General features: G+C 64.2%; 36 protein-coding genes, 1 tRNA gene and 1 riboswitch. Of the genes, 16 read left to right on the top strand and 21 right to left on the bottom strand.

Annotation, left to right across the window (positions count from 1 at the left end; all coding sequences use genetic code 11):
• The first annotated feature begins 3 nt into the window (after positions 1–3).
• From pgl to KUL97_RS03525, 3 genes are read left to right on the top strand one after another with little or no spacing between them, the layout of a single operon-like run.
• Positions 4–726, top strand: coding sequence for a 6-phosphogluconolactonase (gene pgl, locus KUL97_RS03515; protein ID WP_217795605.1), 723 nt, complete (start codon positions 4–6; stop codon positions 724–726).
• A complete protein-coding gene (locus tag KUL97_RS03520) occupies positions 726–1,277 on the top strand; it encodes a CIA30 family protein (protein ID WP_217795606.1) in 552 nt (183 codons plus the stop codon). The genes pgl and KUL97_RS03520 overlap by 1 nt, the downstream gene beginning before the upstream one ends.
• Before the next feature lie 34 nt (positions 1,278–1,311).
• On the top strand, positions 1,312–1,743 hold the full coding sequence (locus KUL97_RS03525; RefSeq protein ID WP_217796012.1) for a hypothetical protein: 432 nt from the start codon (positions 1,312–1,314) through the stop codon (positions 1,741–1,743).
• A gap of 2 nt (positions 1,744–1,745) precedes the next feature.
• Here KUL97_RS03525 and ilvD read toward each other — a convergent pair whose 3' ends face one another.
• Genes ilvD through upp form a run of 3 tightly spaced genes read right to left on the bottom strand, consistent with a single transcriptional unit; the run spans position 1,746 to position 4,487 of the window.
• Positions 1,746–3,434 carry a dihydroxy-acid dehydratase gene (ilvD, locus tag KUL97_RS03530; RefSeq protein WP_217795607.1) on the bottom strand — a complete coding sequence of 563 codons (1,689 nt, stop codon included), beginning with the start codon at positions 3,432–3,434 and terminating at the stop codon, positions 1,746–1,748.
• A gap of 58 nt (positions 3,435–3,492) precedes the next feature.
• On the bottom strand, positions 3,493–3,789 hold the full coding sequence (locus KUL97_RS03535) for a hypothetical protein (protein ID WP_217795608.1): 297 nt from the start codon (positions 3,787–3,789) through the stop codon (positions 3,493–3,495).
• Positions 3,790–3,815: 26 nt separating this feature from the next.
• Entirely contained in the window at positions 3,816–4,487 is a 672-nt protein-coding gene (gene upp / locus KUL97_RS03540; protein ID WP_217795609.1) for a uracil phosphoribosyltransferase, read from the bottom strand.
• A 55-nt stretch (positions 4,488–4,542) separates the two neighbouring features.
• On the opposite strand from upp, the gene KUL97_RS03545 reads away from it, so the two are divergent.
• From KUL97_RS03545 to cobW, 3 genes are all read left to right on the top strand, one after another.
• A complete protein-coding gene (locus KUL97_RS03545; RefSeq protein WP_217795610.1) occupies positions 4,543–5,055 on the top strand; it encodes a pentapeptide repeat-containing protein in 513 nt (170 codons plus the stop codon).
• Between the two features lie 18 nt (positions 5,056–5,073).
• Positions 5,074–5,227: riboswitch (cobalamin riboswitch) on the top strand.
• Between the two features lie 38 nt (positions 5,228–5,265).
• Entirely contained in the window at positions 5,266–5,841 is a 576-nt protein-coding gene (locus tag KUL97_RS03550; protein ID WP_254896166.1) for a HupE/UreJ family protein, read from the top strand.
• Position 5,842: 1 nt separating this feature from the next.
• The gene (gene cobW, locus KUL97_RS03555; protein WP_217795612.1) at positions 5,843–6,910 is read left to right on the top strand and encodes a cobalamin biosynthesis protein CobW; all 1,068 of its coding nucleotides are present in this window, start codon (positions 5,843–5,845) and stop codon (positions 6,908–6,910) included.
• Here the strand turns inward: cobW and KUL97_RS03560 are convergent.
• The gene (locus tag KUL97_RS03560) at positions 6,907–7,257 is read right to left on the bottom strand and encodes a hypothetical protein (RefSeq protein WP_217795613.1); all 351 of its coding nucleotides are present in this window, start codon (positions 7,255–7,257) and stop codon (positions 6,907–6,909) included. The two genes, cobW and KUL97_RS03560, sit on opposite strands and share 4 nt — an antisense overlap.
• 94 nt (positions 7,258–7,351) lie before the next feature.
• On the opposite strand from KUL97_RS03560, the gene purS reads away from it, so the two are divergent.
• The 3 genes from purS to KUL97_RS03575 are packed head-to-tail and all read left to right on the top strand — an operon-like array spanning position 7,352 to position 9,262.
• Positions 7,352–7,621, top strand: coding sequence for a phosphoribosylformylglycinamidine synthase subunit PurS (purS, locus tag KUL97_RS03565; RefSeq protein ID WP_217795614.1), 270 nt, complete (start codon positions 7,352–7,354; stop codon positions 7,619–7,621).
• A gap of 2 nt (positions 7,622–7,623) precedes the next feature.
• Positions 7,624–8,277 (top strand): phosphoribosylformylglycinamidine synthase subunit PurQ, encoded by a 654-nt coding sequence (gene purQ / locus KUL97_RS03570; RefSeq protein ID WP_217795615.1) that lies wholly within the window; start codon positions 7,624–7,626, stop codon positions 8,275–8,277.
• Between the two features lie 7 nt (positions 8,278–8,284).
• Positions 8,285–9,262, top strand: coding sequence for an LD-carboxypeptidase (locus KUL97_RS03575; protein ID WP_217795616.1), 978 nt, complete (start codon positions 8,285–8,287; stop codon positions 9,260–9,262).
• Positions 9,263–9,318: 56 nt separating this feature from the next.
• On the opposite strand, the gene KUL97_RS03580 is transcribed toward KUL97_RS03575, so the two are convergent.
• Positions 9,319–9,909 carry a peroxiredoxin gene (locus tag KUL97_RS03580; protein ID WP_217795617.1) on the bottom strand — a complete coding sequence of 197 codons (591 nt, stop codon included), beginning with the start codon at positions 9,907–9,909 and terminating at the stop codon, positions 9,319–9,321.
• Positions 9,910–10,061: 152 nt separating this feature from the next.
• On the opposite strand from KUL97_RS03580, the gene KUL97_RS03585 reads away from it, so the two are divergent.
• On the top strand, positions 10,062–10,376 hold the full coding sequence (locus KUL97_RS03585) for a hypothetical protein (RefSeq protein WP_217796070.1): 315 nt from the start codon (positions 10,062–10,064) through the stop codon (positions 10,374–10,376).
• Between the two features lie 21 nt (positions 10,377–10,397).
• On the opposite strand, the gene KUL97_RS03590 is transcribed toward KUL97_RS03585, so the two are convergent.
• The gene (locus KUL97_RS03590) at positions 10,398–10,676 is read right to left on the bottom strand and encodes a DUF427 domain-containing protein (protein ID WP_217795618.1); all 279 of its coding nucleotides are present in this window, start codon (positions 10,674–10,676) and stop codon (positions 10,398–10,400) included.
• Positions 10,677–10,708: 32 nt separating this feature from the next.
• Complete coding sequence (locus KUL97_RS03595; protein ID WP_217795619.1) at positions 10,709–11,134, bottom strand: hypothetical protein; 426 nt, start codon at positions 11,132–11,134, stop codon at positions 10,709–10,711.
• A gap of 111 nt (positions 11,135–11,245) precedes the next feature.
• Between KUL97_RS03595 and KUL97_RS03600 the strand changes: the two genes are divergently transcribed.
• A complete protein-coding gene (locus KUL97_RS03600) occupies positions 11,246–11,482 on the top strand; it encodes a hypothetical protein (RefSeq protein WP_217795620.1) in 237 nt (78 codons plus the stop codon).
• 55 nt (positions 11,483–11,537) lie between these two features.
• Positions 11,538–11,843, top strand: a complete 306-nt coding sequence (locus KUL97_RS03605) for a hypothetical protein (RefSeq protein WP_217795621.1) — start codon at positions 11,538–11,540, stop codon at positions 11,841–11,843.
• Between the two features lie 14 nt (positions 11,844–11,857).
• On the opposite strand, the gene KUL97_RS03610 is transcribed toward KUL97_RS03605, so the two are convergent.
• Positions 11,858–13,000, bottom strand: a complete 1,143-nt coding sequence (locus tag KUL97_RS03610) for a fatty acid desaturase (protein ID WP_217795622.1) — start codon at positions 12,998–13,000, stop codon at positions 11,858–11,860.
• A 454-nt stretch (positions 13,001–13,454) separates the two neighbouring features.
• On the opposite strand from KUL97_RS03610, the gene KUL97_RS03615 reads away from it, so the two are divergent.
• Positions 13,455–13,688 (top strand): DUF2811 domain-containing protein, encoded by a 234-nt coding sequence (locus tag KUL97_RS03615; RefSeq protein WP_254896167.1) that lies wholly within the window; start codon positions 13,455–13,457, stop codon positions 13,686–13,688.
• Here KUL97_RS03615 and KUL97_RS03620 read toward each other — a convergent pair.
• The gene (locus KUL97_RS03620) at positions 13,685–13,933 is read right to left on the bottom strand and encodes a hypothetical protein (protein ID WP_217795623.1); all 249 of its coding nucleotides are present in this window, start codon (positions 13,931–13,933) and stop codon (positions 13,685–13,687) included. The genes KUL97_RS03615 and KUL97_RS03620 overlap by 4 nt on opposite strands.
• Before the next feature lie 125 nt (positions 13,934–14,058).
• Here KUL97_RS03620 and KUL97_RS03625 point away from each other — a divergent pair, with 125 nt between their 5' ends.
• Together KUL97_RS03625 and KUL97_RS03630 are read left to right on the top strand one after the other, a co-directional pair.
• Positions 14,059–15,777: an NAD-dependent malic enzyme gene (locus KUL97_RS03625; RefSeq protein WP_368656080.1), complete on the top strand. Its 1,719-nt coding sequence runs from the start codon at positions 14,059–14,061 to the stop codon at positions 15,775–15,777.
• A 132-nt stretch (positions 15,778–15,909) separates the two neighbouring features.
• Positions 15,910–16,011: a DUF4278 domain-containing protein gene (locus tag KUL97_RS03630; protein WP_217795624.1), complete on the top strand. Its 102-nt coding sequence runs from the start codon at positions 15,910–15,912 to the stop codon at positions 16,009–16,011.
• Between the two features lie 79 nt (positions 16,012–16,090).
• Here the strand turns inward: KUL97_RS03630 and KUL97_RS03635 are convergent, their stop codons facing one another.
• The gene (locus tag KUL97_RS03635) at positions 16,091–16,264 is read right to left on the bottom strand and encodes a hypothetical protein (RefSeq protein ID WP_217795625.1); all 174 of its coding nucleotides are present in this window, start codon (positions 16,262–16,264) and stop codon (positions 16,091–16,093) included.
• A 135-nt stretch (positions 16,265–16,399) separates the two neighbouring features.
• Positions 16,400–16,582 carry a hypothetical protein gene (locus KUL97_RS03640; protein WP_217796015.1) on the bottom strand — a complete coding sequence of 61 codons (183 nt, stop codon included), beginning with the start codon at positions 16,580–16,582 and terminating at the stop codon, positions 16,400–16,402.
• Positions 16,583–16,760: 178 nt separating this feature from the next.
• On the opposite strand from KUL97_RS03640, the gene KUL97_RS03645 reads away from it, so the two are divergent.
• The gene (locus tag KUL97_RS03645) at positions 16,761–16,937 is read left to right on the top strand and encodes a hypothetical protein (protein WP_217796071.1); all 177 of its coding nucleotides are present in this window, start codon (positions 16,761–16,763) and stop codon (positions 16,935–16,937) included.
• Here the strand turns inward: KUL97_RS03645 and KUL97_RS03650 are convergent.
• The 10 genes from KUL97_RS03650 to KUL97_RS03695 form a co-directional block, all read right to left on the bottom strand.
• Entirely contained in the window at positions 16,934–17,344 is a 411-nt protein-coding gene (locus KUL97_RS03650) for a hypothetical protein (protein WP_217795626.1), read from the bottom strand. The genes KUL97_RS03645 and KUL97_RS03650 overlap by 4 nt on opposite strands.
• A 95-nt stretch (positions 17,345–17,439) precedes the next feature.
• Positions 17,440–18,843 carry an alanine/glycine:cation symporter family protein gene (locus KUL97_RS03655; RefSeq protein WP_217795627.1) on the bottom strand — a complete coding sequence of 468 codons (1,404 nt, stop codon included), beginning with the start codon at positions 18,841–18,843 and terminating at the stop codon, positions 17,440–17,442.
• A 350-nt stretch (positions 18,844–19,193) separates the two neighbouring features.
• On the bottom strand, positions 19,194–19,472 hold the full coding sequence (locus KUL97_RS03660) for an RNA-binding protein (RefSeq protein WP_217795628.1): 279 nt from the start codon (positions 19,470–19,472) through the stop codon (positions 19,194–19,196).
• Between the two features lie 443 nt (positions 19,473–19,915).
• A tRNA-Met gene (locus tag KUL97_RS03665) sits at positions 19,916–19,989 on the bottom strand.
• A 54-nt stretch (positions 19,990–20,043) separates the two neighbouring features.
• On the bottom strand, positions 20,044–20,910 hold the full coding sequence (locus KUL97_RS03670; protein WP_368656081.1) for a peptidoglycan DD-metalloendopeptidase family protein: 867 nt from the start codon (positions 20,908–20,910) through the stop codon (positions 20,044–20,046).
• A 310-nt stretch (positions 20,911–21,220) separates the two neighbouring features.
• Positions 21,221–21,691 carry a tRNA (cytidine(34)-2'-O)-methyltransferase gene (locus tag KUL97_RS03675; RefSeq protein ID WP_217795630.1) on the bottom strand — a complete coding sequence of 157 codons (471 nt, stop codon included), beginning with the start codon at positions 21,689–21,691 and terminating at the stop codon, positions 21,221–21,223.
• A 2-nt stretch (positions 21,692–21,693) separates the two neighbouring features.
• Complete coding sequence (locus tag KUL97_RS03680; protein WP_217795631.1) at positions 21,694–22,281, bottom strand: bifunctional adenosylcobinamide kinase/adenosylcobinamide-phosphate guanylyltransferase; 588 nt, start codon at positions 22,279–22,281, stop codon at positions 21,694–21,696.
• Positions 22,271–23,410, bottom strand: coding sequence for a proton extrusion protein PcxA (gene pxcA, locus KUL97_RS03685; RefSeq protein WP_217795632.1), 1,140 nt, complete (start codon positions 23,408–23,410; stop codon positions 22,271–22,273). The genes KUL97_RS03680 and pxcA overlap by 11 nt, the downstream gene beginning before the upstream one ends.
• Before the next feature lie 7 nt (positions 23,411–23,417).
• The gene (locus KUL97_RS03690) at positions 23,418–24,101 is read right to left on the bottom strand and encodes a photosystem II repair protein Psb32 (RefSeq protein ID WP_217795633.1); all 684 of its coding nucleotides are present in this window, start codon (positions 24,099–24,101) and stop codon (positions 23,418–23,420) included.
• A 33-nt stretch (positions 24,102–24,134) separates the two neighbouring features.
• Positions 24,135–24,569 carry a hypothetical protein gene (locus KUL97_RS03695; protein WP_217795634.1) on the bottom strand — a complete coding sequence of 145 codons (435 nt, stop codon included), beginning with the start codon at positions 24,567–24,569 and terminating at the stop codon, positions 24,135–24,137.
• Positions 24,570–24,648 lie beyond the last annotated feature (79 nt).

Below are 24,648 nucleotides of genomic sequence, written 5' to 3' on the forward strand. Positions count from 1 at the left end.
CCGATGACGGCATCCCCGACCTACAAGCTGGAGGTGGCCGCAGATGCCACCCAGCTGGCCCGCATGTGCGCCGAGCGCATTGCTTCGTTGCTCGATCTCGCCCTCGATGAGCGCGATCGCGCCCACATCGCTCTCTCGGGCGGCACCACACCCGCGGCCGCGTACCGCGTGCTCAACCAGGAACATCTCCCCTGGAACCGCGTGGATGTGGTGCTCGGGGATGAGCGCTGGGTGCCGGCAACCGATCCCGCCAGCAATGCCCGCATGCTGCGCGAGACGTTGCTGGCGGCAGGTGGCCCTGGCGCGGATGCCCGCTTCCATCCGGTGCCAACCGAGCTCGCAACACCGGCGGCTTCGGTGGATGCGTTTGAGGCCTATGTGCGTGATCTCTGCCCCGGAGATCCGCCAGTGTTTGATGTGATGCTGCTCGGCCTCGGCGATGACGGCCATACCGCTTCGCTGTTTCCCGGCACTGCCGCCACCGAGGAGCGCACCCGACTGGTGACGATCGGTGCCGGCAAAGGCCTGGAGCGCATCAGCCTCACGGCCCCCGTGCTCAGCGCGGCGCGGCAGGTGATTTTTCTGGTGAGTGGTGCCAGCAAGCGCCAGGCGCTGCAGCGCTTGCTGGATCCGGCGGAGCAGCCACAGCGCACGCCCGCCAAACTGGTGCAACCGCAGGCACCGGTGCTCGTGCTGGCAGACACTGAGGCAGCTCAACAACCCTGATGTTTTCACCGCTTCCCATCGCCTCCGGCGATGGCTTTGCCGGCTGGCAGGCCCTCAACGACACGATCATGGGCGGCCGCAGCCAGGGAGCGGTGCAGGCCAGTTCTGAGGGGCTGCTGCTGCAGGCTTTTGTGGAGCCCGAGGGCGGCGGCTTCGTCAGCTGCCGTTCGCCGGTGTTTGAGCCGCCGCTGGATCTTTCGCCCTATGGCGCCCTGGAGTTGGAGCTTGATGGCGATGGACGCCGCTACAAGCTGGCGATGGCTTGCCGCGATGGTGTGGCTGGTCTCACGGAGCTGATCCCCGGTGGGTTGCGCTGGGTGGCGGAGTTTTCCACGCGGCCGAGTGGCACCTCCACGGTGGTGATCCCGTTCAACCGGCTCACGCCGAGCGTGCGCGCCACGCCGGTGGGTTTGCCCGTGCGTTTCGATCCTTCGGGTGTGACCCGGCTGCAGATCCTCCATTCCAAGTTTGGCGACATGGGCGGCCGGAACCCGGGCTTCAGGCCTGGGGAGCTCCAGCTGCTCATCCGCTCGATCCGTGCCGTTGTTTAAGGAGTTCAGCCTGATGTCTCACGCTGAAGAGCCGATGGACCTTGGGTTGTTTGACCCGGAAGATGCCGAAGCAAGCCTTGATCCGTTTCTGGTGGCACTGGCCAAGGCGGCCGATCTTTGTCTGAAGCCCTATCGCCACGCCCTGCGGTTCAGCGGTGAGCCGCCCTCCACCATCGGCGATTGCAGTGATTGTGTGGTGCTGATCGAGGCACGCACTGCAGGCGGTGAGCGCAGCTCTGAACGCGATCTCGAGCTGGAGATCTACCGCAGTGGAGACGATCTCCATTTGATGCTCAGCCTGGTGAGCGATGAGCAGGCTCCATTGCTCTGGCATGGGAGCCATCCGGTGTGGATGCAGGCCGCCACGGGTGAGCGCTGCGACAGGCCCAGCGAGGGTGCTGCTCTTGAAGCGCTCTGCCGGCGGATCCGGGCGTTGTTGGTGGATGTCGACGAGCGCTTGCGCTGAGCTCAGCGATTCGCCGTGAGTTCGGCCTGATCGGTGACGGCACCCTTGCTGCTGGAACTCACCAAGCGGGCGTATTTGCCCAGTACTCCGGTGCGGTAGCGCGGTTCAGGCTTGGTCCAGGCGGCGCGGCGTGCGGCGAGCTCGGCCTCATCCACGTTGAGCTGAATCAACAGCTGGTTGGCATCCACCGTGATGCTGTCGCCTTCTTGCACCAGGCCGATCGTGCCGCCCACGGCAGCTTCAGGGGCGATGTGCCCGATCACCAGCCCGAAGGAGCCACCGGAGAAGCGGCCATCGGTGATCAGGGCCACGGAATCGAGCAGGCCCTGGCCCACGATCGCGGCGGTGGGGCTGAGCATCTCGCGCATGCCGGGGCCACCCACGGGGCCCTCGTTGCGCACCACCACCACATCCCCAGGATTGATCTGCTTGTCGAGGATGGCGGCCAGGCAAGTTTCCTCGCTTTCAAACACGCGGGCGGGGCCTGTGATCACCGGGTTCTTCACGCCGCTGATCTTGGCCACGGCGCCTTCTTCGGCCAGGTTGCCTTTGAGGATCGCCAGGTGCCCCTTGGCGTAGAGCGGGTTGCTCAGCGGGCGGATCACGTCTTGCCCGGCCGGGGGCTCGGAGGGCACATCAGCGAGCACCTGCTTGAGGGTTTTGCCTTCGATGGTTTTGCAGTCGCCGTGCAGTAGACCCGCATCGAGCAGGAGCTTCATCACCTGCGGGATGCCGCCGGCCTGGTGCAGATCCACCGTCACGTAGCGGCCGCTGGGCTTGAGGTCGCAGATCACCGGCACGCGCTGGCGGATTGTCTCGAAGTCGTCAATCGAGAGATTCACGCCGGCGGTGCGGGCCACGGCCAGCAGGTGCAACACCGAGTTGGTGGAGCCGCCCACGGCCATGATCACGCTGATGGCGTTTTCAAACGCTTCGCGGGTGAGCAGATCGCGGGGGCGGATGTTGGCCTTGATCGCCTCAGCCAGTACCTCGGCGCTGCGGGCGGCGCTGTCAGCCTTCTCCGGATCCTCGGCAGCCATGGTGGAGCTGTAGGGCAGGCTCAGGCCCAGCACCTCAAAGGCTGCGCTCATCGTGTTGGCGGTGAACATGCCGCCGCAGCTGCCGGCGCCAGGGCAGGCGTTTTTCTCGATCGCCGTGAGCTCCTGCTCATCGATCTTGCCGCCGCTGTACTGACCCACCGCCTCGAAAGCGCTCACCACGGTGAGGTCGCAGGCGCCGAGCTTGCCCGGTTTGATCGTGCCCCCGTACACAAAGATCGAGGGAACGTTCATGCGGGCCATGGCGAGCATGGCGCCGGGCATGTTCTTGTCGCAGCCGCCGATCGCCAGCAGCGCATCCATGCTCTGGCCGTTCACGGCCGTTTCGATCGAATCGGCGATCACCTCACGGCTCACCAGGGAATACTTCATTCCCTCGGTGCCCATCGAGATGCCATCACTCACCGTGATCGTGCCGAACATCTGCGGCATCGCGCCGGCCTGATGGGCGGCCTCTTCAGCCCGACGGGCCAGATCGTTCAGGCCAAGGTTGCAGGGTGTGATCGTGCTGTAGCCGTTGGCGATGCCGATGATCGGCTTGTTGAAGTCGCCGTCGCCGAAGCCCACCGCCCGAAGCATGGCCCGGTTGGGGGAGCGCTGGATGCCCTGGGTGATCGCGGCGGAGCGAAGCATGGCTGCGGCAGTGTCGTAGCAGCAACCTACCGAGCAGCCCGGCCCTGCCCGGCCTGGCTCAGTTCTGGGTGCTCATGCTTTCCAGCTGGCGGCGCACATCCTCGATCGCCTGGTTGAGTTCGTGCACTTTGTCTTGGAGCTCGGTCTCCCGCAGGGGGCGCTGGCTGCTCTGGGGATCCACCGCTTCGTCGTCGTTCCAGGAGAGGCGATTGAGCCGCAGGCTGCGGGTCTGGCGCTGCTGGTCGCGGCGGCGCTCCGCTTCAGAGAGCAGCCACCAGCCCAGGCCGGCTGCACCGATCAGGGCGCCGGCCAGCAGGGTGCCCAGGGAGCTGGAACCGCTGTCTCGGTTGGCCATCGTGGCGTTGCCTGAATGCTGTGGCCTCAGCCTACGAAGTTCGTCTGGCCAAGGCCATAGAGCCGTTGTTCCGCGTCACCGAAGCCAGGCAGGATGCGGCCATCGCCATCGAGCTCCGCATCGATGCAGGCGGTGTAGATGGTGAGGTCTTCGTAGCGCTCGCCCAATTGCTTGAGTCCCGGGCTGGCCGCCAGCGCCGTGATCACCCGCAAGCGTTGGCCGCCCACACCGCGCTGATCGAGCTGCTCGAGCACCCGCAACACACTGTCGCCCCGTGCCACCTGCGGCGCGAACACCAACACGCCGGCCCGCGCCGGGATCACGTCAGGCAGGGTGTTGCACCAGAGGGCTGCTGGCGCTGAGCCATCGCCATAGCTCACGCCCACATGGGCCACAGCTGCACTGGGCACCACCGGGCGGGCTCCTTCCCAGAGCGTGAGCCCGCCGCGCAGCATCGGGACCGCCAACATCGGCACCGCGCTATCCACCACCGTGCCTTCGGTTGTCGCCAGTGGCGTTTGCACCTGCACGCGTTGGTAGGGGATCCAATCGCGCATCGCCTCGTAGGTGAGCCACCGGCCCAGTTCCGCCATGGCGGTGTTGAAGAGCGCCTGCGGGGTTTGCTGATCGCGCAGCAGGGTGAGCCAGTGGCCGATCAGGGGATGGGGCGGAACCACCACTCGCAGGGTCTTGCTCATCGATCGCGCTGCGGCGGTTGCCTGCAATAACTTGGCTGCCCAACGTAGTGCTGCCGTGCTGCCGCTCCCTCGCTTCCTGGCTACTGCGCTGCGGGCGGCCTTGGTGTTGTTGCTCCCGTTGGTGCTGTGGTGCCAGAGCGCCGCGGCCATCACGGCTCCTGAATTGCGCGGGCAGCGCAGCCTGCAAGACCTCCAGCCCGACATGCATGGCCGCAACCTGCAGCAGCAGGAGTTCCTCAAGGCCAATCTCGAAGGCTTTGATTTCAGCGAGAGCGACCTGCGCGGTGCCGTGTTCAACACCGCCAACCTTCAAGGGTCCAATCTGCGTGCCGCCGATCTGGAAGACGCGGTGGCCTTCGCCAGCCGCTTCGACAACGCGGATCTCAGCGATGCGGTGCTGCGCAACGCCATGTTGATGAACAGCAAATTTGCCGGCGCGGTGATCAATGGGGCCGATTTCACCGATGCGGTGCTCGATCTGCCCCAGCAAAAGGCGCTCTGCGAGCGGGCCAGCGGCACCAATGCCCGCACCGGTGTGAGCACCCGCGACAGCCTCAACTGCCGCTGAGCTTCCAGCGAACACACCCATTACATTGATGGCGTCGGTTCTTCGGGGGATCAGCCCGAAGAGGAAACGGGGAAAGACCGGTGCGAATCCGGCGCTGTCCCGCAGCTGTGATCGAACCGGCTCCTGGGCCTGGTTCGCAGTCAGAACGCCCGCCGGTTCTTCCTCCCTCAACCCTGACGCGGATCAGGCTCAGACATGTTTCAGCGCTTGATGCCGGTTGCCGGCGCCCTGGCTTTGCTGGTGGCCGGCCCCGCCCTGGCCCACCACCCGATGGAGGCCATGCACCTGGTGCCGAACGCCTTCACCGGGTTGATCAGCGGTTTGGCTCATCCCCTGCTGGGCCCCGATCACCTGCTGTTTCTGGTGGCGCTCGCCCTGGTGGGTCTGCAACGCTCCGGCCGCTGGATGCTCACCTTGCTCGCCGTGGGGCTCAGCGGTAGTGCCCTGGGCCTCATCTGGCCAGGCCTGCCTGGCGCTGAGCTGTTGGTGTCGCTCACCCTGGTGGTGGAAGGGTTGGTGGTGCTGGGGCGCCTGCCCCAGGCCCTGCTGCTCCCCGCCTTCGCCCTGCATGGCTACGTGCTCAGCGGTTCGGTGATCGGTTGGGAGGCCACGCCCATCGCCACCTATCTGCTGGGCTTGTTGCTGAGCCAGGGCGCCGTGTTGCTGGTGGCGCTGCTCAGCCTGCGCGGCCTTGCCCAACAGCTCCACGGGCAGACCCGCACCCTGTTGGCGGGTGCACTGATCGGCATCGGTGCCGCCTTCAGCTGGACGGCCCTGGTCGCCTGAGATGGCTGCAACCAATCAACGCCTGCCGGTCACCGTGGTGACCGGCTTTCTTGGCGCCGGTAAATCCACGTTGTTGCGGCAGCTGTTGCTCACCAGCGGCCTGCGCCTGGCGGTGCTCGTGAATGAATTCGGCGAGGTGGGGATCGATGGTGATCTGATCCGCAGCTGCGGCTTCTGCCCGGAGGAGGAGCTCGATGGCCGCGTGGTGGAGCTGGCCAACGGTTGCCTGTGCTGCACCGTGCAGGATGAATTCCTGCCCACGATGCAAGTGCTGCTGCAGCGGGCCGATCAGCTCGACGGCATCGTGGTGGAAACCAGCGGCCTCGCCTTGCCCGTTCCCCTGGTGCAGGCCTTCGGTTGGCCCGAGATCCGCACCCGCACCCGCGTCAGCGGGGTCATCACGGTGGTGGATGGTGAGGCCCTCGCTGCCGGCAGCGTGGTGGGCGATCCCAGCGCCCTGGAGGCCCAGCGCTTGGCTGATCACAACCTCGATCACCTGAGCACGATTGAGCAGCTCTTTCACGATCAGCTCGATGCGGCCGACCTGGTGCTGCTGAGCCGCGCCGATCGCCTGCAGCCCGATCAAATCGCCGCGCTCACCACCCAGATCGCGGCCAAGGCGCGCCCCGGTGTGTCGGTGCTGCCGATGCAACGCGGCGAGGTGCCGGCGGCGCTGCTGTTGGGCCTGGAGCGCGACGCGCACGCGGACCACGAACCGCATGACCACGACCACGAGCACGACCACGACGACCATCACCACGCGCATCACGACCACAGCCACGTGGCGATGCAATCGGCCGTGGTGCGCCTCGATGGCCCCTTCGAGCGCTCCCTGCTCGAGCAGGCGCTCCAGGCGCAGATCCGCGTGCAGCAGCTCTTGCGGTTGAAGGGCCGCGCCTGGTTGCCTGGAAAACGTCATCCGCTGCAGATTCAGGCCGTGGGTCCACGGCTGGAGTGCTGGTTTGACAGCCAGGCGCCGGCAGAACGGCCCGACACCGACGGGCTCGAGCTGGTGGCCTTGGGCCTGGCGGTGGATGGTGCGGCCCTGGAGCAGGCGCTTTTGGCTTAATCCAGGGGGAAATCCCCCTTGGTGCACACACCGTCCCAGCAGAGGGCCCGCTGGGCGGTCCACATCGGCTGCACGGTTCTGGTGGCACCGGCTGGATCACGCAGGGTGATCTCACCGCGGCCATTGCTGCGGAACACGAGGGTTTGAGAGCCCACCTGCAGCCACCAGTGCTCACCCACCTGCTCGATCGTGAGCGTGCAGGGTTGCCAGGGGCCCTGCGCGAGCTGGCATTCCACCGGCAGGCTGATCTTGGGTTCGGCGTGGGCCGCGAGCGCCAGGCCGGGCAGCATCAAGCCTGCGGCCAGCCAGCCAAGGCAGGAGTGCTGGGTTGGGCGGCGATGCAGCACGGGCCGACCAGGCGAGACATACCTCCACCGTGACCATGCACAAGGGGGTGTGGCAGCCGGCCTGCCAAGATTTAACAATCCTCGTGGAGCTCAGGTGCCGCTCTTCTCCGCTCGCGTGTTGGTGTCCCTCAGGCCGTCGGTGCTCGATCCCGCCGGGGAGGCCACCCGAGCTGCGGCAGCACGTTTGGGTGTGGATGGGGTGAGCAAGCTGCGCATCGGCAAGGCCGTGGAGGTGGAACTGGAGGCGCCAGACGCTCAAACCGCGCGCGCCCAGCTGGAGTTGCTCAGCGATCGGCTGCTGGCCAATCCGGTGATCGAGAACTGGACCCTCGAACTCAAGGACGACAGCAGCGCAGGAGCCTGACGATGAGCCTCGGTGTTGTGGTGTTCCCCGGTTCGAACTGCGACCGGGATGTGCAATGGGCTGCCGAAGGCTGCCTGGGCATTCCCACGCGTTTTCTCTGGCATGAGGAACGCGACCTCAGCGGCCTGGATGCAGTGGTGATTCCCGGCGGCTTCAGCTACGGCGATTACCTGCGCTGCGGAGCCATCGCCCGTTTTGCACCGGTGTTGCAGGAGGTGGCGGCGTTTGCCGAGCGCGGCGGCCGGGTTCTCGGGATCTGCAACGGCTTTCAGGTGCTCACGGAAATGGGCTTGCTGCCCGGCGCACTCACGCGCAACCAGAAGCTCCATTTCCTTTGTGAGCCCACCGAGCTGCGGGTGGAACCCGGTTCGTGTGCGTGGCTGCAGGGGTATAGCAGCGGCGAAGTGGTGAACTTCCCGATCGCCCACGGTGAGGGCCGTTATCAGGCTGATGCCGAGCTGCTCCAGCAGCTGGAGGATGGCGGCCAGGTGGTGCTCCGTTATTGCAGCAATCCGAATGGCTCGGTGGCTGATGTGGCGGGTCTCACCAATGCCAAAGGGAATGTGCTCGGGCTGATGCCCCATCCGGAGCGGGCCTGCGATCCAGCCACCGGCGGCGTGGATGGGCGGCGCTTGTTGGCCAGCCTGATCGGCTGAGCCAGCGATGCGGCGCCGCCAGCTGCTGCAGGCGGGGCTGGCGCTGGCCGGTGGCACCTTTGGAGCGCTCGGGTCACGTTCACGCGCCTCAGGCGTCGCGCAAGTAGGCCAGCTCCCGCCTGCCCTCAAGCCAGGCAGCCGGATTGCGGCCTTGGCACCGGGCACCTGGCTCGAGCCCGCCGATCCATGGCTGGATCAGCTGAGCCGGCGATGCTCAGCGCAGGGCTGGGAGCTGGTGCGTCCAGCGGCTCTGCAGCAACGCTGGCGTTGGTTTGCCGGCTCCGATCGGCAGCGCGAGGCGGCTTGGCGTGAGGCTTGGCTCGATCCTCAGCTGGATGCCCTGTTTTATGTGGGTGCTGGCTGGGGCAGTGCGCGTGTGCTTGAGCAGGGCTGGCGCATTCCGCCGCAGCCGCGCTGGTGTGTGGGCTTCTCCGATTGCTCGGCCTTGCTGCTGGCCCAGTGGGCAGCCGGCAGCCAAGGGGGGGTTCATGCCTGGTTTGGCGCCGATCCAGCGCCGTGGCAGCGGCTTGTGGATTTGCTGGAGCACCGCCCGGTGGCCCCGCTGCAGGGCACGGGCGTGCAGGGGGGGCTCGCCGTAGGACCGTTGGTGGTGACCAACCTCACCATTGCCACCAGCCTGATCGGCACGCCTTGGTTGCCGCCACTGAAGGGGGCGATCGTTGTGTTGGAAGACACGGGCGAGGCGCCGTATCGGATTGATCGCCAGCTCACCCAATGGCGCACCAGCGGCTTGCTGGATGGCGTGGCAGGGATCGGTCTCGGCCGATTCAGCTGGGCGGAAGACGACGTGCTCCCTGGCGATTTCTCGATGGAGGAGATCCTGCTGGAGCGGCTGGTGCCCCTGGGGGTGCCGCTGGTGCGGGATCTTCCGGTCGGTCATGGCCGCCCAAACTTGGCCTTACCCATCGGTCAGCTGGCGGAGCTGGATGGGCGTTCCGGCCAGCTGCGGCTGCGGCGCACCTGATCCACCCACAAAAAAGGGGCCCCGTAGGGCCCCTGAGCCAATCGACTGACCTAAACTCAGTTGACGGCGGCGAAGAACTCCTTGCTCTTCACGGGGTCGGGGTTCATGGTCTTCTCGCCGGGGGTCCAGTTGGCGGGGCACACCTCGTCGGGGTTGTTGCGGATGTGCTGGAAGGCCTGCAGCAAACGCAGGGTTTCATCAACGCTGCGGCCCACGGGCAGGTTGTTGATGGTGCTCTGCATGATCACACCATCGGGATCGATGATGAACAGACCACGCAGGGCCACACCGGCCTCCTCGTCGAGCACCTCGTAGGCGCGGGCGATGTCCTTCTTCAGGTCGGCCACCAGGGGGTAGGCGATGTCGCCGATGCCGCCGTTCTTACGGTCGGTCTGGATCCAGGCCAGGTGGGAGAACTGGCTGTCCACCGACACGCCCAGCACTTCACAGTTGCGGCTGGAGAACTCGCTGTAGCGATCGGAGAAGGCGGTGATCTCCGTGGGGCACACGAAGGTGAAGTCGAGGGGGTAGAAGAACAGCACCACGTACTTGCCGCGGTAGGAGGAGAGGGTCACCTCCTTGAATTCCTGATCCACCACAGCGGTGGCGGTGAAATCGGGAGCCTGCAGACCGACGAGCCTGGACATAGGTACGCAAGAGTGTGGTTGGGACGCGGGAAGGACCGCTCGAGGAAACCCGTAAGCGGATCGACTTCCAGTTGTCGCTGTGACAAGTTATCACGCTTTCTGGCGTGACTGGGGCCGCCTAGGCTCGTCCTACGAACCGCACCATCCCCTAGATGAGCTGGGATCCCACGTTGTTGCGCAAATACAGCAGCACCAACCACTACAAACTGCTCAATCAAGTGCGCAGCGACCTGAAGGAGCAGCCGATCACCCGCTCGAGTGGCGCGTCGTCGCGTCGAGGTGGCGGCAGCGCTGCCTCCAGCAGCCAAGACGGGGGGAGCGATCGGGGCCGTGATCGTGACCGCGACCGGGATCGTGGAGGGGCCCGTCGCCGTTCGGCCCCCGTGCCGGCGCCGGTGCCGGTCACCCCCGCCAACAGCTTTGACCCGATCGTCACCGTGCCGGTGTTGATCGAGCCGTTTGAGTAGAGCGCTCAGGTCACAGACCCCTCAGGCCACGCTCACACCGCGCCAGAAGGCGATGCGTCCCTTGATCTCCGCGGCGGCGGATTTGGGTTCGGGGTAAAACCAGGCCGCGTTGCTGTTCACGGCGCCGTTCACCAACACGTCGTAGTAGTGGGCCTCGCCTTTCCAGCCGCAGGTGCTGCGGTGATCGGAGGGCTTGAAGTGCTCCATCACCAGGCTTTCAGCGGGGAAGTAGGCGTTGCCCTCCACCGTCACGATGTCCTCGCTGCTGGCGATCACCACTCCGTTCCAGCTGGCTTGCATGGCCGACCCGCAAAGGCCACATCATGCAGCTCTCAAGGCCGCCGTTGGTTGTCAAGGCGGTAGGAGCCAGTGCGCAGTCCCGCCGGGCCCTGATCGCTGAAGCGCAATCTCAACTCCGTGAGGGCCGTGATTCCTTCCCCGCTGGCGGCTCGTGTGAGGTTCAGGGCGGCGGGGTAGCTCATGGTTTGCCCTTCCACACAGCTGGGGCCGCCTTTGTAGATGCAGCTATTCACCACCAGGTTTCCCTGGCCTTTGGCGCCGTTGGCATCCCAGCGGCTCCAGCGGATCTCGCTCACCATGATGCCGCCGTCGGCGCAGGAGATCTGAATCGAACTCGGGCGGCTGACGCCTTGGCCAGCGCAATCGATCAGCACCGGTTGCGAGGGGTTGGCGAGTGCCTTGGGTGCTAAAGCGAGTGCGGCAACAGTGCCGAGCAGAACAACATGCCGGGGGACCATGGATGGGATGCGGCTGGGCCCAGCATGGCGCCGAAGGGAAGTCGTGGCACGACACAGCTGAGACGCAGTCTGAACTGGACGTCTTGACGGTCTGCCCGGCGCTGTGAGCTGATGGTGTCGGTACCCGTGCTGTGGACCTCAACCTTGCGCGCCCCTTCCCCTGCAGCTCCAATGGATCAGGCGGAATGGACCGTGGTGCGCCTGCCATCGGCCTTGGATCTGGCGCGCTCCGGAGAGCGCAAGCGGCCCTGGCTCACGCGCTCCGAAGAGCAGGCCAAGCAGCAGGCACGCCTCGAGCGGGTGCGGCGCGAAAACGGCATCCCCTCTCCCGACGACTGGATGTGGTGAACGCGTTCTGCGTTCCCGTGGCAGCAGACAATGGGAGCCCAATGGCTTAACCCCCATGCGTCGCCTGTTGTCGGCCCTGGCCCTGATCGGTGCCTCCAGCCTTGGTCCGGCTCTGGCCCAGGGCACCCCCCCGCCCGAGGTGATCGCCCAGCAGCAGCAACTGCAGAGCTTGCTCGACGACGCCATCGTGGCGATCGAAGCCAATAACGAGCCCCAGGCCTGCTCCCTGCGCAGTCAGGCCCTGAACATCCTCAGCGCCAATCTCCAAGCCTTTGAAGCGGTGTTCCCCGCCAACGATTGGAGCGATCTACAGACGTCGCTGCAAGGAAGCGTGGCCCACTGCGCCGCCAAGGGCTACTGACCCCAGCTCTGTTCTTAGTAGTAGTAAGCGCCGTCGCTGGGGTTCTGGCGCACGGCACCGCAACGGGTGGCGACCCGCCAAAGGGCTTGGTGAATGGGCGTGGGGTCGTAGCGCACCAACTCGGGATAGTGCTGCTTGAGCAGGGTGGTGCCGCGCCAGGCGTTGTAGTGCGGAATCCTGGAATTCACGTGATGGCACACGTGTGTGGAGCCAATGCCGTGGTGCAGCAGGTTGAGCAGGGTGCCGTAGGGCCGGTCCACCGTTTGCAAGGCTCCTTTGGCCCAGGTCCATTCCGCAGAGCTGTAGTGAGGGATCGCCACATCGGTGTGCTGGAGCCAGGTGTAGATCACCAGCCAGGCGTTCACCACCAGATAGGGCAAGCCATACACACACAGCACCCTGGCTGGTGAGGTCATCACAGCCGCCGATGCCAGGGCGATGAGCATCAGCACCAGGCCGATGTTGGAGCGCACCATCCAGCGGCGAAAGCTGCGGGGAAACAGTGGCTTCACGCCCTGTTGGAAGCTGGGCCCGTTCCAGAAATGAGAGGTGGGGCGGCCATAGTCCTCCCCGCCGGTGGCACCAGCGAACAGATACAGGGGCCAACCCAAAAGCAGGTGAATCGTGATGCTGAACCAGCCGAACAGGCTGATGCCCATCTGCTGCCGCAGGCGTTCCGTGGCTCGACCGGACACGGAATTGTGGCGTGGCGGTACGTGGGTTTCTCCGCCCTCGAGGTGGTTGCAGTGGGCATGGTGCACCGCATGGCTGCGGGCCCAGCTGTAGTAGGGCACCAGCAGCACACTGTGCAGCACAAACCCCACTGCGGCCTCGATGCGGCGGTTGGGATGGAAGGCGTTGTGGCCGCATTCATGGGCCAACACCCAGCAACCCATCGCCACGGTTCCTGTCACCAGCGCGTAGATCAGCCATAACGGTGTCGCGGCCCAGCTGAGTGGAAGCTGGGTGCCCGTGGCGTAGGCCAACGCTGAGAGACCCACCGATAAGGCGAGGCTGCCCCAGGCCTTCCATGGATCCAAGCGGGTGAGCTCGGCTGGAAGGCAAGCCAGCAGCTCAGTTTTCGTGGGGTACCGCAAAGCGGTTTTGGGAGCGGCAACGCTCAGGGAGCGCGCTTCGAGCACAACAGGAGGCGTCAACCGCGCTCCTGCACCAAGGAAGCCATGAACCGCTCTTTATCTTTCCTTAAGACTCTATGGGAGTGGGGCTCAACACCGCCGGTCAAGGGGCTTTCAGCGCCGGATCCGCCTCTGATCGCGATTGCTTGCGCCTGGCCGGTGACCGATCAGCAGGCCTGAAGAACGAATCTGCCCACACCCGCAACCCTCTTTTCCACAGCTTTTCCACAGCCGTCTCTCGAGAGACTCCTGTGGCTGACGGAGCACTCCGGCCGAGAATGGGAAAACGGTTCTCCCCTTGACATCCACGCGCTGGAGCATGAAGGGCGCCTCAAATGCATGGATCCACCCAGGCACATCCACTGCGGCGCTGTGGATCTCGATTTTCGATCCCTGCGATCCTGTCTGGGCTGCGGACTTTGACGCTTGGCGCCCCGCCGTGCGCTGATGGTGCGGTCAGAGCGAGCGAGGTGCGATGCAGGCGATTCCCGACCACATGCCGGAACACGTGAGTGTGGAAAACCAGTTCCCGGCGGATCTCTTCGAATCCATGGTCGGGTTCATCGAGCAGCACCCTCAGTGGGATCAATACCGCTTGATGCAATCAGCCTTGGCCGGCTTCCTGTTTCAGCAGGGCTGCCAGGACAAGCCGGTTGTGCGCCACTACCTCGACGGGCTGTTTCGCAAACCCGAGGTTGCCCCGCGTTAAGCGGTGAGGGGCTTCGGTGGACGCACCGTGCGCCATTCACCGGAGCGTGTGCACATGTCGACGCCGATGGCCGCTTGGGCGGCAGAGGCCTGGGAGGCCAGCCAAGCCGCTGCATCGTTCAGGGCATCCTCCAGGGAGTCGTAAATGGCATCGAGCTGGGGATGAGCTTCGAAGCTGGCGTTGATCAGGCGGTAGCGCTTAGCGATGGGCTGCCCGAGCGGCGCGAGTGGGGCTTGGGATGACATCTCCAGACCTGCTGCACTCGGCAAACCCTCGCTGATTCGTCTGGCTGGCATCTGTGTCGTGAGGCACGCCAACACGAATCCGTTGGTCGTCATGGTGACCATGGGCAACGGGCTGATCCGTTTGAGTGCAGCAAACGACCCTCACCATGGTGCTGCTCCCCACTCTCAAGGCACCCAGGCACACGGCATTGCGAGGCCTGGCGCTGCTGCGGCAACCCGCTCTCAACAAGGGCACGGGCTTTAGCGCCGAGGAGCGCCGCATCTTCGACTTGGAGGGCTGGCTTCCGGCTCAACATGAAACCCTGGCTCAGCAGGTGGAGCGTTGTTGGCAGGCGTTTCAGGCCATCGCCCAGCCGTTGGAGCGATTCGCCTATGTCGATGGGCTACGCCATAGCAACTGGGTGCTGTTTTACGCCTTTTTGAAGGAGCACCTCGAGGCCGTTCTGCCTGTGGTGTACACCCCCACGGTTGGGGCGGTGATTCAACGCTTCAGCCAGAACTATCGAACACCCCAGAACGGCCTGTTTCTGAATGCTGCTCAGGCAGGGCGTGTGGAGGCGGTGTTGCGTGCTGCCAGCCATAGCGCGATTTGCTTGGTGTTGGTGACAGACGCGGAAGGGATTCTTGGCATTGGCGATCAAGGCGTTGGCGGCATTCACATCTGCCAGGGCAAGCTTGCGGTGTACACACTCTGCGCAGGGCTTGATCCCGACAGCGTGTTGCCGGTGGTTCTCGATGTGGGAACCAACAGGCAGAGCCTGCTCAACGACCCGCTCTATCCAGGTCTGCGGCAACCGCGCCTTCAAGGAGCGGCTTACGACGCGTTTGTGGACGAATTTGTGGCTGCGGTGTCGGACGTCTTCCCAGGCGCCTGCCTTCACTGGGAAGATTTCGGCCGCAGCACCGCGAAAACGATCCTGGATCGCTACCGCGACACTCTTCCCAGCTTCAACGACGACATCCAAGGCACCAGTGGTGTGGCCAGTGCAGCCGTGCTGGCTGCCTGCCAGGGCCTTGGTCAACGCTTGCAGGATCAACGGATCGTGATCTTTGGGGCGGGCACGGCTGGCTGCGGCATCGCCGATGGCCTGCTGCGTCTGCTGCAGTCGGAGGGGTTAACCGCGACTGAGGCACGGCAGCGCATCTGGGCCGTTGATCGAACGGGTTTGGTGACCCATGCCACCACCGGGGTGAGCCCAGCGGCCCTTGAGCTTGCGCGTGATCCACGTGAGCTGGTGGATTGGCCACGAAACCCTGATGGCGTGGTGGATCTGCAGACCGTGGTCGATACCGTGAAGCCCACCGTGCTGATCGGAACGTCGACCGTGGCCGGAGCCTTCAGCCAGGCTGTGGTTCACAGCATGCAAAGCGCTTGCGAGCGCCCGATCATTCTGCCGCTCTCCAACCCAACGCACCTGGCGGAGGCCGCACCTGCCGATCTTTGGCGCTGGACCGATGGCCGTGCGCTGGTGGCAACAGGCAGCCCGTTCCCACCTGTGGACGGACGGGTGGTGGGCCAGTGCAACAACTGCTTTCTGTTCCCGGGGTTGGGATTTGCAGCTGTGGCCGTCGGCGTGACGCGCATCACCGACGCAATGATTGATGCCGGATTGCATGCTTTGGCGCGGGAGATTCCGGCCAGCCGCCAGCCCGCAGAGTCGTTGATGCCAGCCCTGGCGGAGGCGCCGCGCATCGGCCGCGTGGTTGCGGAAGCGATTGCCATGGAGGCTGTGGCAGCGGGTCTCGCCCGGTTTGCCCGCACACCCGACGAGGCGATCCACTGCCTCGATGCCGCTGAATGGAGCCCGATCTACCAGCCATTGGTGCCATCTGTATCCGCATGAACGACACCTGCGGCCAGCCGGGTGGATGATTCTGCTGTAGCAACTGCTACCAGACGTTCACCCCGCATCCGCGGGGCGCAGTTCGATCCAGGCCATGGAACGGGGACCTGGGCTTACCTGTGGATCACCATCATGACCCTCACCTATCGCGGCCAGAAGTACGAGCAGAACAAGCAAGCTGCTCCCCAACAGCACCCGGTTCTCCTCTACCGCGGCGTGACCTACAAGAAGTGATCAGTCCGAGCGCTTGATCGCGTTCCTAAGCCCCGCCTCGGCGGGGCTTTTTCATGCCGAGCGGCTCGGCGGTGAGGCGTTAGATCGCCTGGGACTTCACCCATTCGGTGGCGGCCCTCTGGGTGTGCCAGGCCTGGAGCAGTTGCTTTGCCAGAGCCTTCAGTTGCTCGGGATCGGCTGTGGCATCAATCGCCCTTGAGAAGCGTTCCACCTCAAATTGTTGGCCCACGCTGAGTTCTTGTGTGCTCGACACGATGAGATCAGTGAAGATGCTGCCAACACTATGGGCGTGATTTTGATTCTTCGTAGCGACAACTACGCTTGCCCCCGATATGAGCAAATCAACAGCAACAACAACTGATCGAATCAGATCAGCTCATGAATTGGATCAGAAACTGTGATCGTGCTCCGCTGACGTGTTGTGGCGGCTGTGATCGCCCTCACGCTCAAGATCCTGGAGCAGCATCACCAGTGCCATCCCCATCAAGGCAAGGGCAGTCCCAGTCTGTTCGCGGCCTGCGAGTTCGAGTGTTCTGGCTGCGGCCAGGTGCTGACTCCAACTCAGGCGCATGATCAACGGATCGCAGAGTTCAGTCCTAGCGGATGGTGTGGATGGGCGAGAGCCAGCGGCAGTTGTGTCACAAACGGTCACGGTTCTGTGCTGCTGACAGAGCGCGGATTTGGTAGCCAAGGTCACGTTGGAGAGCCTGTAACGCCATAGGTTTCAGCTGTCCCATCGCATCCATCCGATGGCCCCAATCGAGCTCACCATGGCGCAAACCTTTGAGGTTGAGCGGCTCAAGCGGGATATTGATGCGCAAAACGACCCTGCAGCCCTGCGTGCCCTGGCGAAGGACCTACTCAAGGCCTGGTTCAGTGAGAAAGCCAGCACCAACCAAGCGATCCAAGAGCAGCTGAAGGCCTAACGACTTCCCTGATGGAACTGGTGGGTGGCTGGATGCTCTGAGCAGGGCATCCACAGGTCGCCCATCGCATGCACGCCTTCGCAGCCGAGGGCGCGTGCTTTCTCCAGGGCCATCTGTTGGCTGGGGTAAGTCAGCAGCTGTTCCTGGACAGCGCTGCTGCTGGGGTGCACATGCCCGCTGCCTGGGCTGAACGACCAAACGCCCATGGCGTTGAGGCCCGCCACCACCACGCCCATGCCGACGACACACGCGCTCACCACGCCCATTCCCACCACGCCCAGGCTGAACACGCCCATGGGCACCACACCAATACTCACCACTCCCATCGGCACCACGCCAATCGACACAAGTCCCAGCGGAGCGATACCAACAGCCACCAGTTTTGGTGGCTTTTCGCAGTTCGTCATGCTGGTGTTTGTTGGCTTGGCGGCCATGAGAGGCCGTACCTTAAGCAAACTCTCCAGCGCACAGCAGCTGGAGGAGGCTTGGCGTCACCGGATCGTCACACAATCGCCTCGGTGGTCTTGGTGGGCCAGCTGAGTGGATCGAGGCGTAGATGGGCGTGGTCATCGGCGCTGAAGCGAGGTTGCACGCCAGCGAGTCGTTGTTGCTCATAGTCGTTCAACACCCGCAGGCCCAGCGGCATCAGCAGCACCAGAGCCACGAGGTTCACCAATGCGAGAAGCCCCATGGTGAGATCGGCAAACCCGAACACGGTGGCGAGATCTTGATTGGCTCCCCAGATGATCAACACGAGGGTGGTGAGCCGCAACGTATTGAAGAGCGTTTGGTTGGAATCACTGAAATAATTCAGTGCGTTTTCACCGAGGTAATAATTGTAGATGATTGAGGTGAACGCAAAGAGAACCAGCGCCACGGTGATGAAGGCTTGCCCCCACCAGCCGAGGGTATAGCCCAGTGCTTGTTGTGTGAGGGTGACCCCCATGCTGTTTGCACCGGGTTGATAGAGCGGGGTGACGAGGATCAGGAAAGCCGTGCAGCTACAGAGCACGATCGTGTCGATGAACACGCTGAAGGCTTGAATGATTCCCTGCTCAACCGGATGCTTCACATAGGCCACGGCTGCAACGTTGGGAGCACTGCCTAGCCCTGCTTCGTTGGAGAACAGGCCTCGCTTCACGCCAAACACCACCGCAGCGCCGATCCCACCACCAATGGCTGGCCTCAGGCCAAAGGCACTGCTGAAGATCTCTGCCAGCACTCTGGGGATCTCAGTGGCATTCATCGCCAGCACCACCAACGCCAACAGGAAGTAGCCGATGGCCATGAAGGGCACCACAACTTCGGCCACCTCTGCGATACGTTTCACGCCCCCGAAGATGATCACACCCAGGATCACCATCAGCACGGCGCCGCTGATGGCTTCTGGAATGCCAAAGGTGTCGGCCACAGCGGTGGCCACCGTGAACGACTGAAGTGCATTAAAACCAAGGCCAAAGGTGGCCAACAGCAAGACGGAGAACAGCACACCCATCCACCGCAGGCCAATCCCCCGTTCGATGTAATAAGCGGGCCCGCCGCGGTAGCTGCCATCCCCCTCGGCTGTTTTGAACACCTGGGCAATGGTGCATTCAAAAAAGCTTGTGGCCATCCCGATCAGGCCGGTGATCCACATCCAGAACACAGCTCCAGGGCCTCCAAGGCTGATCGCGACCGCAACCCCCGCGATGTTGCCGGCACCAACACGCCCAGCCACGCTGAGCACCAAGGCCTGAAAGGAGCTGAGGTGGTTCCCCTCTTGTTGAAAGGCGCTGCCGAGCAGGCCAAACATCGCTCCGAAATAGCGCAACTGAACCCAGCGGGTGCGGGCACTGAGCAGCAGCCCGATCGCTAACAGGGCCACGATCAGCACCCGCCCCCAGAGCAGTTCGTTCAGAGCCTGCACGGTGCGCCTCATGCACAACAGCTCCACCCTGACGCGCCGTGACCCGGATGTCAGTGCTTAAGGGCACTGCTCGTGAGCGCCTGGTAGCGATGTGCGATCAACTTGGCTCGGGTGCAGCGCAACACGATCGAGAGGAGCACCACAGGGAGGCTCGCGGCCATCGACACGCACCGATCACTCTGCCCATCAGGTTGCGCTCGCCATGGCTGCATGGCGGATGCTGGTGAGCATGTGCGGCGCTTGTGCGTCGTTAATGGGCTGATCCCAATGCGACGAGGCAGGCCTAGCCGAGCGTTCCTGCACACCGAGGGAGAAGAACTGGTGGAGGCCGCCGTCGCTTGATGAACGCGTTACCAACGGTTTCCGCCGCCACCACCTGAACCACCGCTGCGGGGTTCGGCCATGTTGACCCGGATCATCCGGCCCATCCACTCAACGTTCTGAAGGTCGTCGATGGCCTTCTGCTCATCAGCGGTGTTGGACATCTCCACGAAGGCGAAACCACGCTTACGACCAGTGTCGCGATCGAGCGGCAGACTGCACTTGCGCACGGCGCCGTACTCGGCGAAAAGGCTCTGAAGGTCCTCCACTTCTGCATCGAAGGAAAGGTTGCCGACGTAAATTGTCATGAATGCCTTAAAGGTATGAAGCCGATTCGTTGAAGGCCCTGAAGAAAGTTGCTGGCCGGGTGGAGAAATCTTGTGAACACGCCGCCTGGAGTCGAAACCTGCTGAAGAGTGATCGTTGAATCAGTTTCACCCTACTGCAGAGCACTGATAATTTTCATCCAAGAAGGAAAAACACTGTCCAGATTCGACCGATGCTCTGTTGACAACGCCTGGTGCTGCTGCACGAGCGCATGCCGAGCCCATACCGCGCCGCTGGCGACATGAAGGCTTGAGCGACCCAGGCAAGCTCTCATTGCAAGGTGCCGACTCAGCGCAGGGCTTCGTCGTCGCCCGCAAACGATCGCTCATGGCTCGCCTTGATGGCAGCTGTGGACTTCCCGAAACCCTGTCCCAGACAGCAAAAAGCCCCGCCGAAGCAGGGCACAGAGCTGTTCAGCTCAAAGTGGCTCGGGGGAGACTTGAACTCCCGACCTTGGGGTTATGAATCCCACGCTCTAACCAGCTGAGCTACCGAGCCGCGGTGATTTGATTGTAGAGGATCGTGGGGCTGGAACCCTGTGGGGCCAGGGCTTCAGGCCCGGGCCGGCAGGAATTGCAGGGGGTTCACAGCTCCGCGGCCAGCAGGCAGGATCTCGAAGTGCAGGTGGGGGCCTGTGCTGCGGCCTGTGCTGCCCATCTGCGAGATCACGGTGCCTTGCGGCACCACCTGACCCACGCGCACCAGGATGCGGCTGTTGTGGGCGTAACGGCTGCGGGACCCATCGGCGTGGCGAAGTTCCACCAGATAGCCGTAGCCACCATCGTCCCAACCAGCCACGATCACCTCGCCGGAGCGGGCGGCCAGGATCGGGGTGCCCACGTTGTTGGCCACATCGATGCCCTTGTGCATCCGACCCCAACGCCAGCCGTAGCCAGAGGTGAAGATGCCTTTGGTGGGCCAAATCCAGGCGGTGTCGCCGAACTCTGCGGCGGGATTGCCGCCGAAGCCGAAGTCAGGCTGATCCGGCCAGCTCAAACCACCGGAGGCAGTGGGCTTGAGGCCAAGGATCATGCGGCTGCGCCCCGGTGTGGAGTTGGCCACACGGATCGGCGTACCAGCCACGAGCTTGGCCGCCTGCAAGCCAGGGTTGAGACGCAGCACCTCGCTGATGCTCAGGTTGTAACGGTTGGCGATCTTCGCGAGGCTGTCACCGAGCCTGATGCGCGCGGGCTCTTGAGGCTCAGGCGGTGCGGCGAGCGGCGGGGTACGGCGCAACTCGCTGGTGTCGATCGCGGCGAGTTGCTTGGCCTGCTTGCTGCTTTGGCTGGGGAGAACCAGCCAGTCGCCGCTGCTGAAGGAATGGTCTTCGTTGACGTCGTTGAGCTTGGCGAGCTTGCTCTCGTCTTGAGCAAGCTTGGCGGCCAGTTCTTCAATGCTGATCGCGCTGCGCACCTTCACCCAAAGGCGATCAGAACTGGGAAGGGCGGCGAGAAGCTGCTCAGTGGCAGGAGCAGTGGAGAGGGGAGGGGAATATTGCGGACGCGAATCAGCGATCGAGGGGCCGACCATGGTGCCGACGGCGCCGATCGCGCTCGTACTCGCCAGTGTCGTGAATAAGAATTGATAAGGCTTCATGCAGTTTTGGCCAGAGGTCAAAGCCCAACGGAGAAGCCAACATCCGCGAGCCGCGCCGAGAGTAACGGCTTGAACACACCAGCGCAAGTCGTCGTGGTCACTCTTTTGGTTGACCAAACGAAAAAAGCCTGTGCTAGCCGGCGATCTGCCGCAGGGCCTCGAACAGCACCACGCCTGCGGCGGTCGCCAGGTTGAGACTGCGCACGCCGCCGCCGTGCTCCACGGCCCCCGCCATCGGGATCATGAGGCAGGCATCGGCCTCAGCCACCACCTCGGCAGGGAGCCCGCTGGTTTCCTGGCCAAACAGCAGCCAGTCGTCGGGTTGATACCGGAGCTCGGTGTAGGGCTGGCTGCCGTGGCGGCTCAGGGCAAGCAGGCGCCCCCCTCGGCGTTGTTGCTCCAGGCGAAATGCGCCCCAATCGGCGTGGCGATGCAGGTCCACCCAGGGCCAATAGTCCAAACCGGCGCGCTTGAGGGTGCGATCGCTGATCTCAAATCCCAGCGGCTCCACCAGATGCAGTTCCGTGCAGGTGGCCGCACAGGTGCGCGCCACGTTGCCGGTGTTGGGCGGAATCTCCGGTTGAAACAGCACCAGGCGTGGCATGGTCAGACCGCAGGAACGGGAACGCCCAGGGCGGTGAGGTTGAGCGCCCGGCCGGCCACCACCAGCCAGGCTGTGTGGCAGCTGGCCATCAGCTGCTGCTGCAGCGCCCCGAGGCGGTCGCGGAACAGTCCACCGATCGCCGTGGGTGGCACCACCCCCCAACCGGTTTCCTCCACCACCAGCAGCACCGGCGCCTGCTGTGCAGCCAGTGCAATCTGCAACTGCCCGCAGCGGCGGCGCCAGAGCTCGGCATCCTCCTCCAGGTGCCAGGCCAGCCAGGTGCCGAGGGAATCGATCAACAGCAGCCGCGGCGGGCCTGTTTCTCTGGCCGTCCCCGCTGCCCGCTCCTCCAGGTGTTCCACCAGGTCGGCGCCCACCTCCGCCACCTGCCAGCTGCCGGGCCGGCGCACCTGATGCCGCCGCACCCGCTCGGCCCAGGCTGGATCGGCAGCGGCCGCCTGCCCCGTCGCCAGATACGCCACCGGGCCAGCCCAGGTCTGAGCGAGATGCTCAGCCCAGCCGCTCTTCCCGCCCCGGCTGGGCCCACTGATCAAAATCAGGCCGCGATCAGGCAGCGGCTCAACCACCATCCATGCCCCGCAGGGTCGCCACCGCGGAGGGAGACACGCGGTTGAGGTAGCGGAAGATCCAGTACTTGAAGATCGTGGCCAGCACCACCGGGAAGGTGGCGATGAACAGGAGGATGAAGTTCTCCTCCGCCGGCAGCCCCAGGTGGTGGGCGATGCCATCCAGGAGCACCGTCCAGCCCTCCGGGCTATGGAAGCCCACGAAGATGTCGGTGAACAGAATGATCGCGAAGGCTTTGGCGCTGTCGCTCAGGCCGTAAACAGCCTCATCGAGGAAGCCGCGCAGCACCTGGAGATCGCGGCGGCCGAGTACACACACCAGCGCGAAGCCCACCAGTGCAGCCAGGTCGGCCAGCACATTCTTGGTGGCTTCCAGGCTTTCTTGGTCAGCATCGTCCTTGAGTTGGTTGGCGCGCGCCATCAGCGCTGTTTGGATCTGTTCGGGTGTGGGAGGCGTTTTGCCTTCCAGCAGTGCCTCAAACTCCAGCTCCTGCTGGTAGATCCGCAGCTTGTTCACCGCCTTTTCCTGGAGGTGCGGTTTCGTGTAGTTGAGGAATGGGATCTCCGGGGCATAGCGATCCAGCAGCGGTGAGATCACCAGCGTGCGGGAGGTCTGCTGCACGATCAGTGGCACCAGGATCATCAGCAGGAAGATCCGCAGCGACACGAGGGTGGAACTGCGCCGGCGCCGGAAGCCTTCGAGCAGCGCGGTTTCCGCTTCAGGGTCGAGCTGGCGGCGCACGCCATCAAACACCCCCAAGAGGCTGCGGGGCAGCAGTTCTGGAGTGCGCGAGAGGCTGGGGGTGCCGCTGCGGCGCTGGTAGCGCGAGGTGACCGATTGGATCAGCTGGAGCTGCCTGAGTTCCTGGCTATCGAACTCGCCGCGGTGGTTCACCAGGGTTGGCAGCGTGTCCTGGCAGACCTCCAGGGCTGCCCGGAAGCGGCGCAACATCTGTGCCTGAGCCTGCTTGGGAATGCTGAGCTTGAGGTCCGGCCGCACAGGGCGGTCGTGGTAGTACTCGAGCTCAAGGCTCTGAATCAACAAAGCCGCCTCATAGGCGCGCTCCAGATTCAGGCTCAGGTCGCTATTGCTGGCGCGATCAAACGCGCCCATCCAGTCGGTCAACCCCATGGCTGGTTCAGCGGGAGAAGACCCACCAGGTGATCATCGGCACCAGTGTGCCGACAACCAGCAACACGACAACCCACAGGAAGGCGTTGCTCGATTGGGTTTCTTCACGGGTGGGGATATTGGTTTCGATCGGCATGCGCTCCGCCAGCTGCGGCGGGCCCGGATCTTCGCCGCCGTTGAGCACCACACCGAGGCGATCCAGGGCGTCAAGGCTGGCCTGGCGATAGCGGGCTCCTTCCCGCAGGGGCAGCCCCATGGTGCTGATCGCTGTGCTCGAGAGCAGATCATTGGGTAGCTGTCCTTCCAGATCCGCAGACGCCACCACCGCCGCGCTGTTGTTCTGCGATTCGATCAACAACAGCAACAGCGAGCGATTCGGTTCATCGGCGCTCCAGCTCTGCAGGAGCTGCTCGCCCAGGGCATCAAGGCTGAGGCCGTAGTCGAGGCGCCGCAACGTCACCAATCGTGCGTCGATGCGATCACCGCCAAACTCCTGCAGGCGCCGATCCAGTTCGGCATCGGCGGAGCGGCTGAGCAGATCGGCCTGATCGAGCACGTGGCTGGCCGGTGGCTGGGCCGGAAACTGAGCCAGGCCGGTGGCCCAGGCAGCGCCTGGCCAGGCCAGGGCTGCGAACAGCAGCGCAGCACTCAACAGTGCTGCCGACAGACGCGCGCGAATCAGAGGCCCCACGGATGCAGTCGGATGGATCGCCACAGTCTGCCGTCAGCTCGCCAGGCTGTCGCGGTTCAACACAGCCACCACCTCCACAATCTGGGCGGCCCGGGCGGGATCGAGGGTCAGGGCCTGGCTCAGGCTCGCAAGAAAGCTCTGTTCCTCACTGGATTCCACGTGATCGGCCTGGGTGAGGGCCGCCGCCACCGCCAGCGCTGTTTCCGCCGCTTGGTTGTCCAACAGCGGCGCCGCCTGGCGCACCAGCTCCGGCCAACCGTTGTCGCGCAACAGCTGCAGCAAGCGATCTAGCAAGTCGCCCATCGCCGCATCGCTCCAGTCGCGGTAAGGATGACGAAACTCCAACTGCTGCCGCAGGCTGCGGGCCTCAAGGCTGGCGAGCTCGCCGTCGCAGGCAACAGCGGCCAGGGCCACGGCCGCAAAGGCCTCTGCTGCGCTGCTGATCGTCGAACCGGTGGGCTGAGCCATGGCCATACGGGCAGAACAGACACGCTCTGCATTGCAGCGCGGATTTCGCGCTGTGCCAGCAGCTTGTGAGAGGGTCGGG

This window comes from Synechococcus sp. HK05, assembly GCF_019104765.1.
In the GTDB taxonomy this organism is placed as follows: Bacteria; Cyanobacteriota; Cyanobacteriia; order PCC-6307; family Cyanobiaceae; genus Vulcanococcus.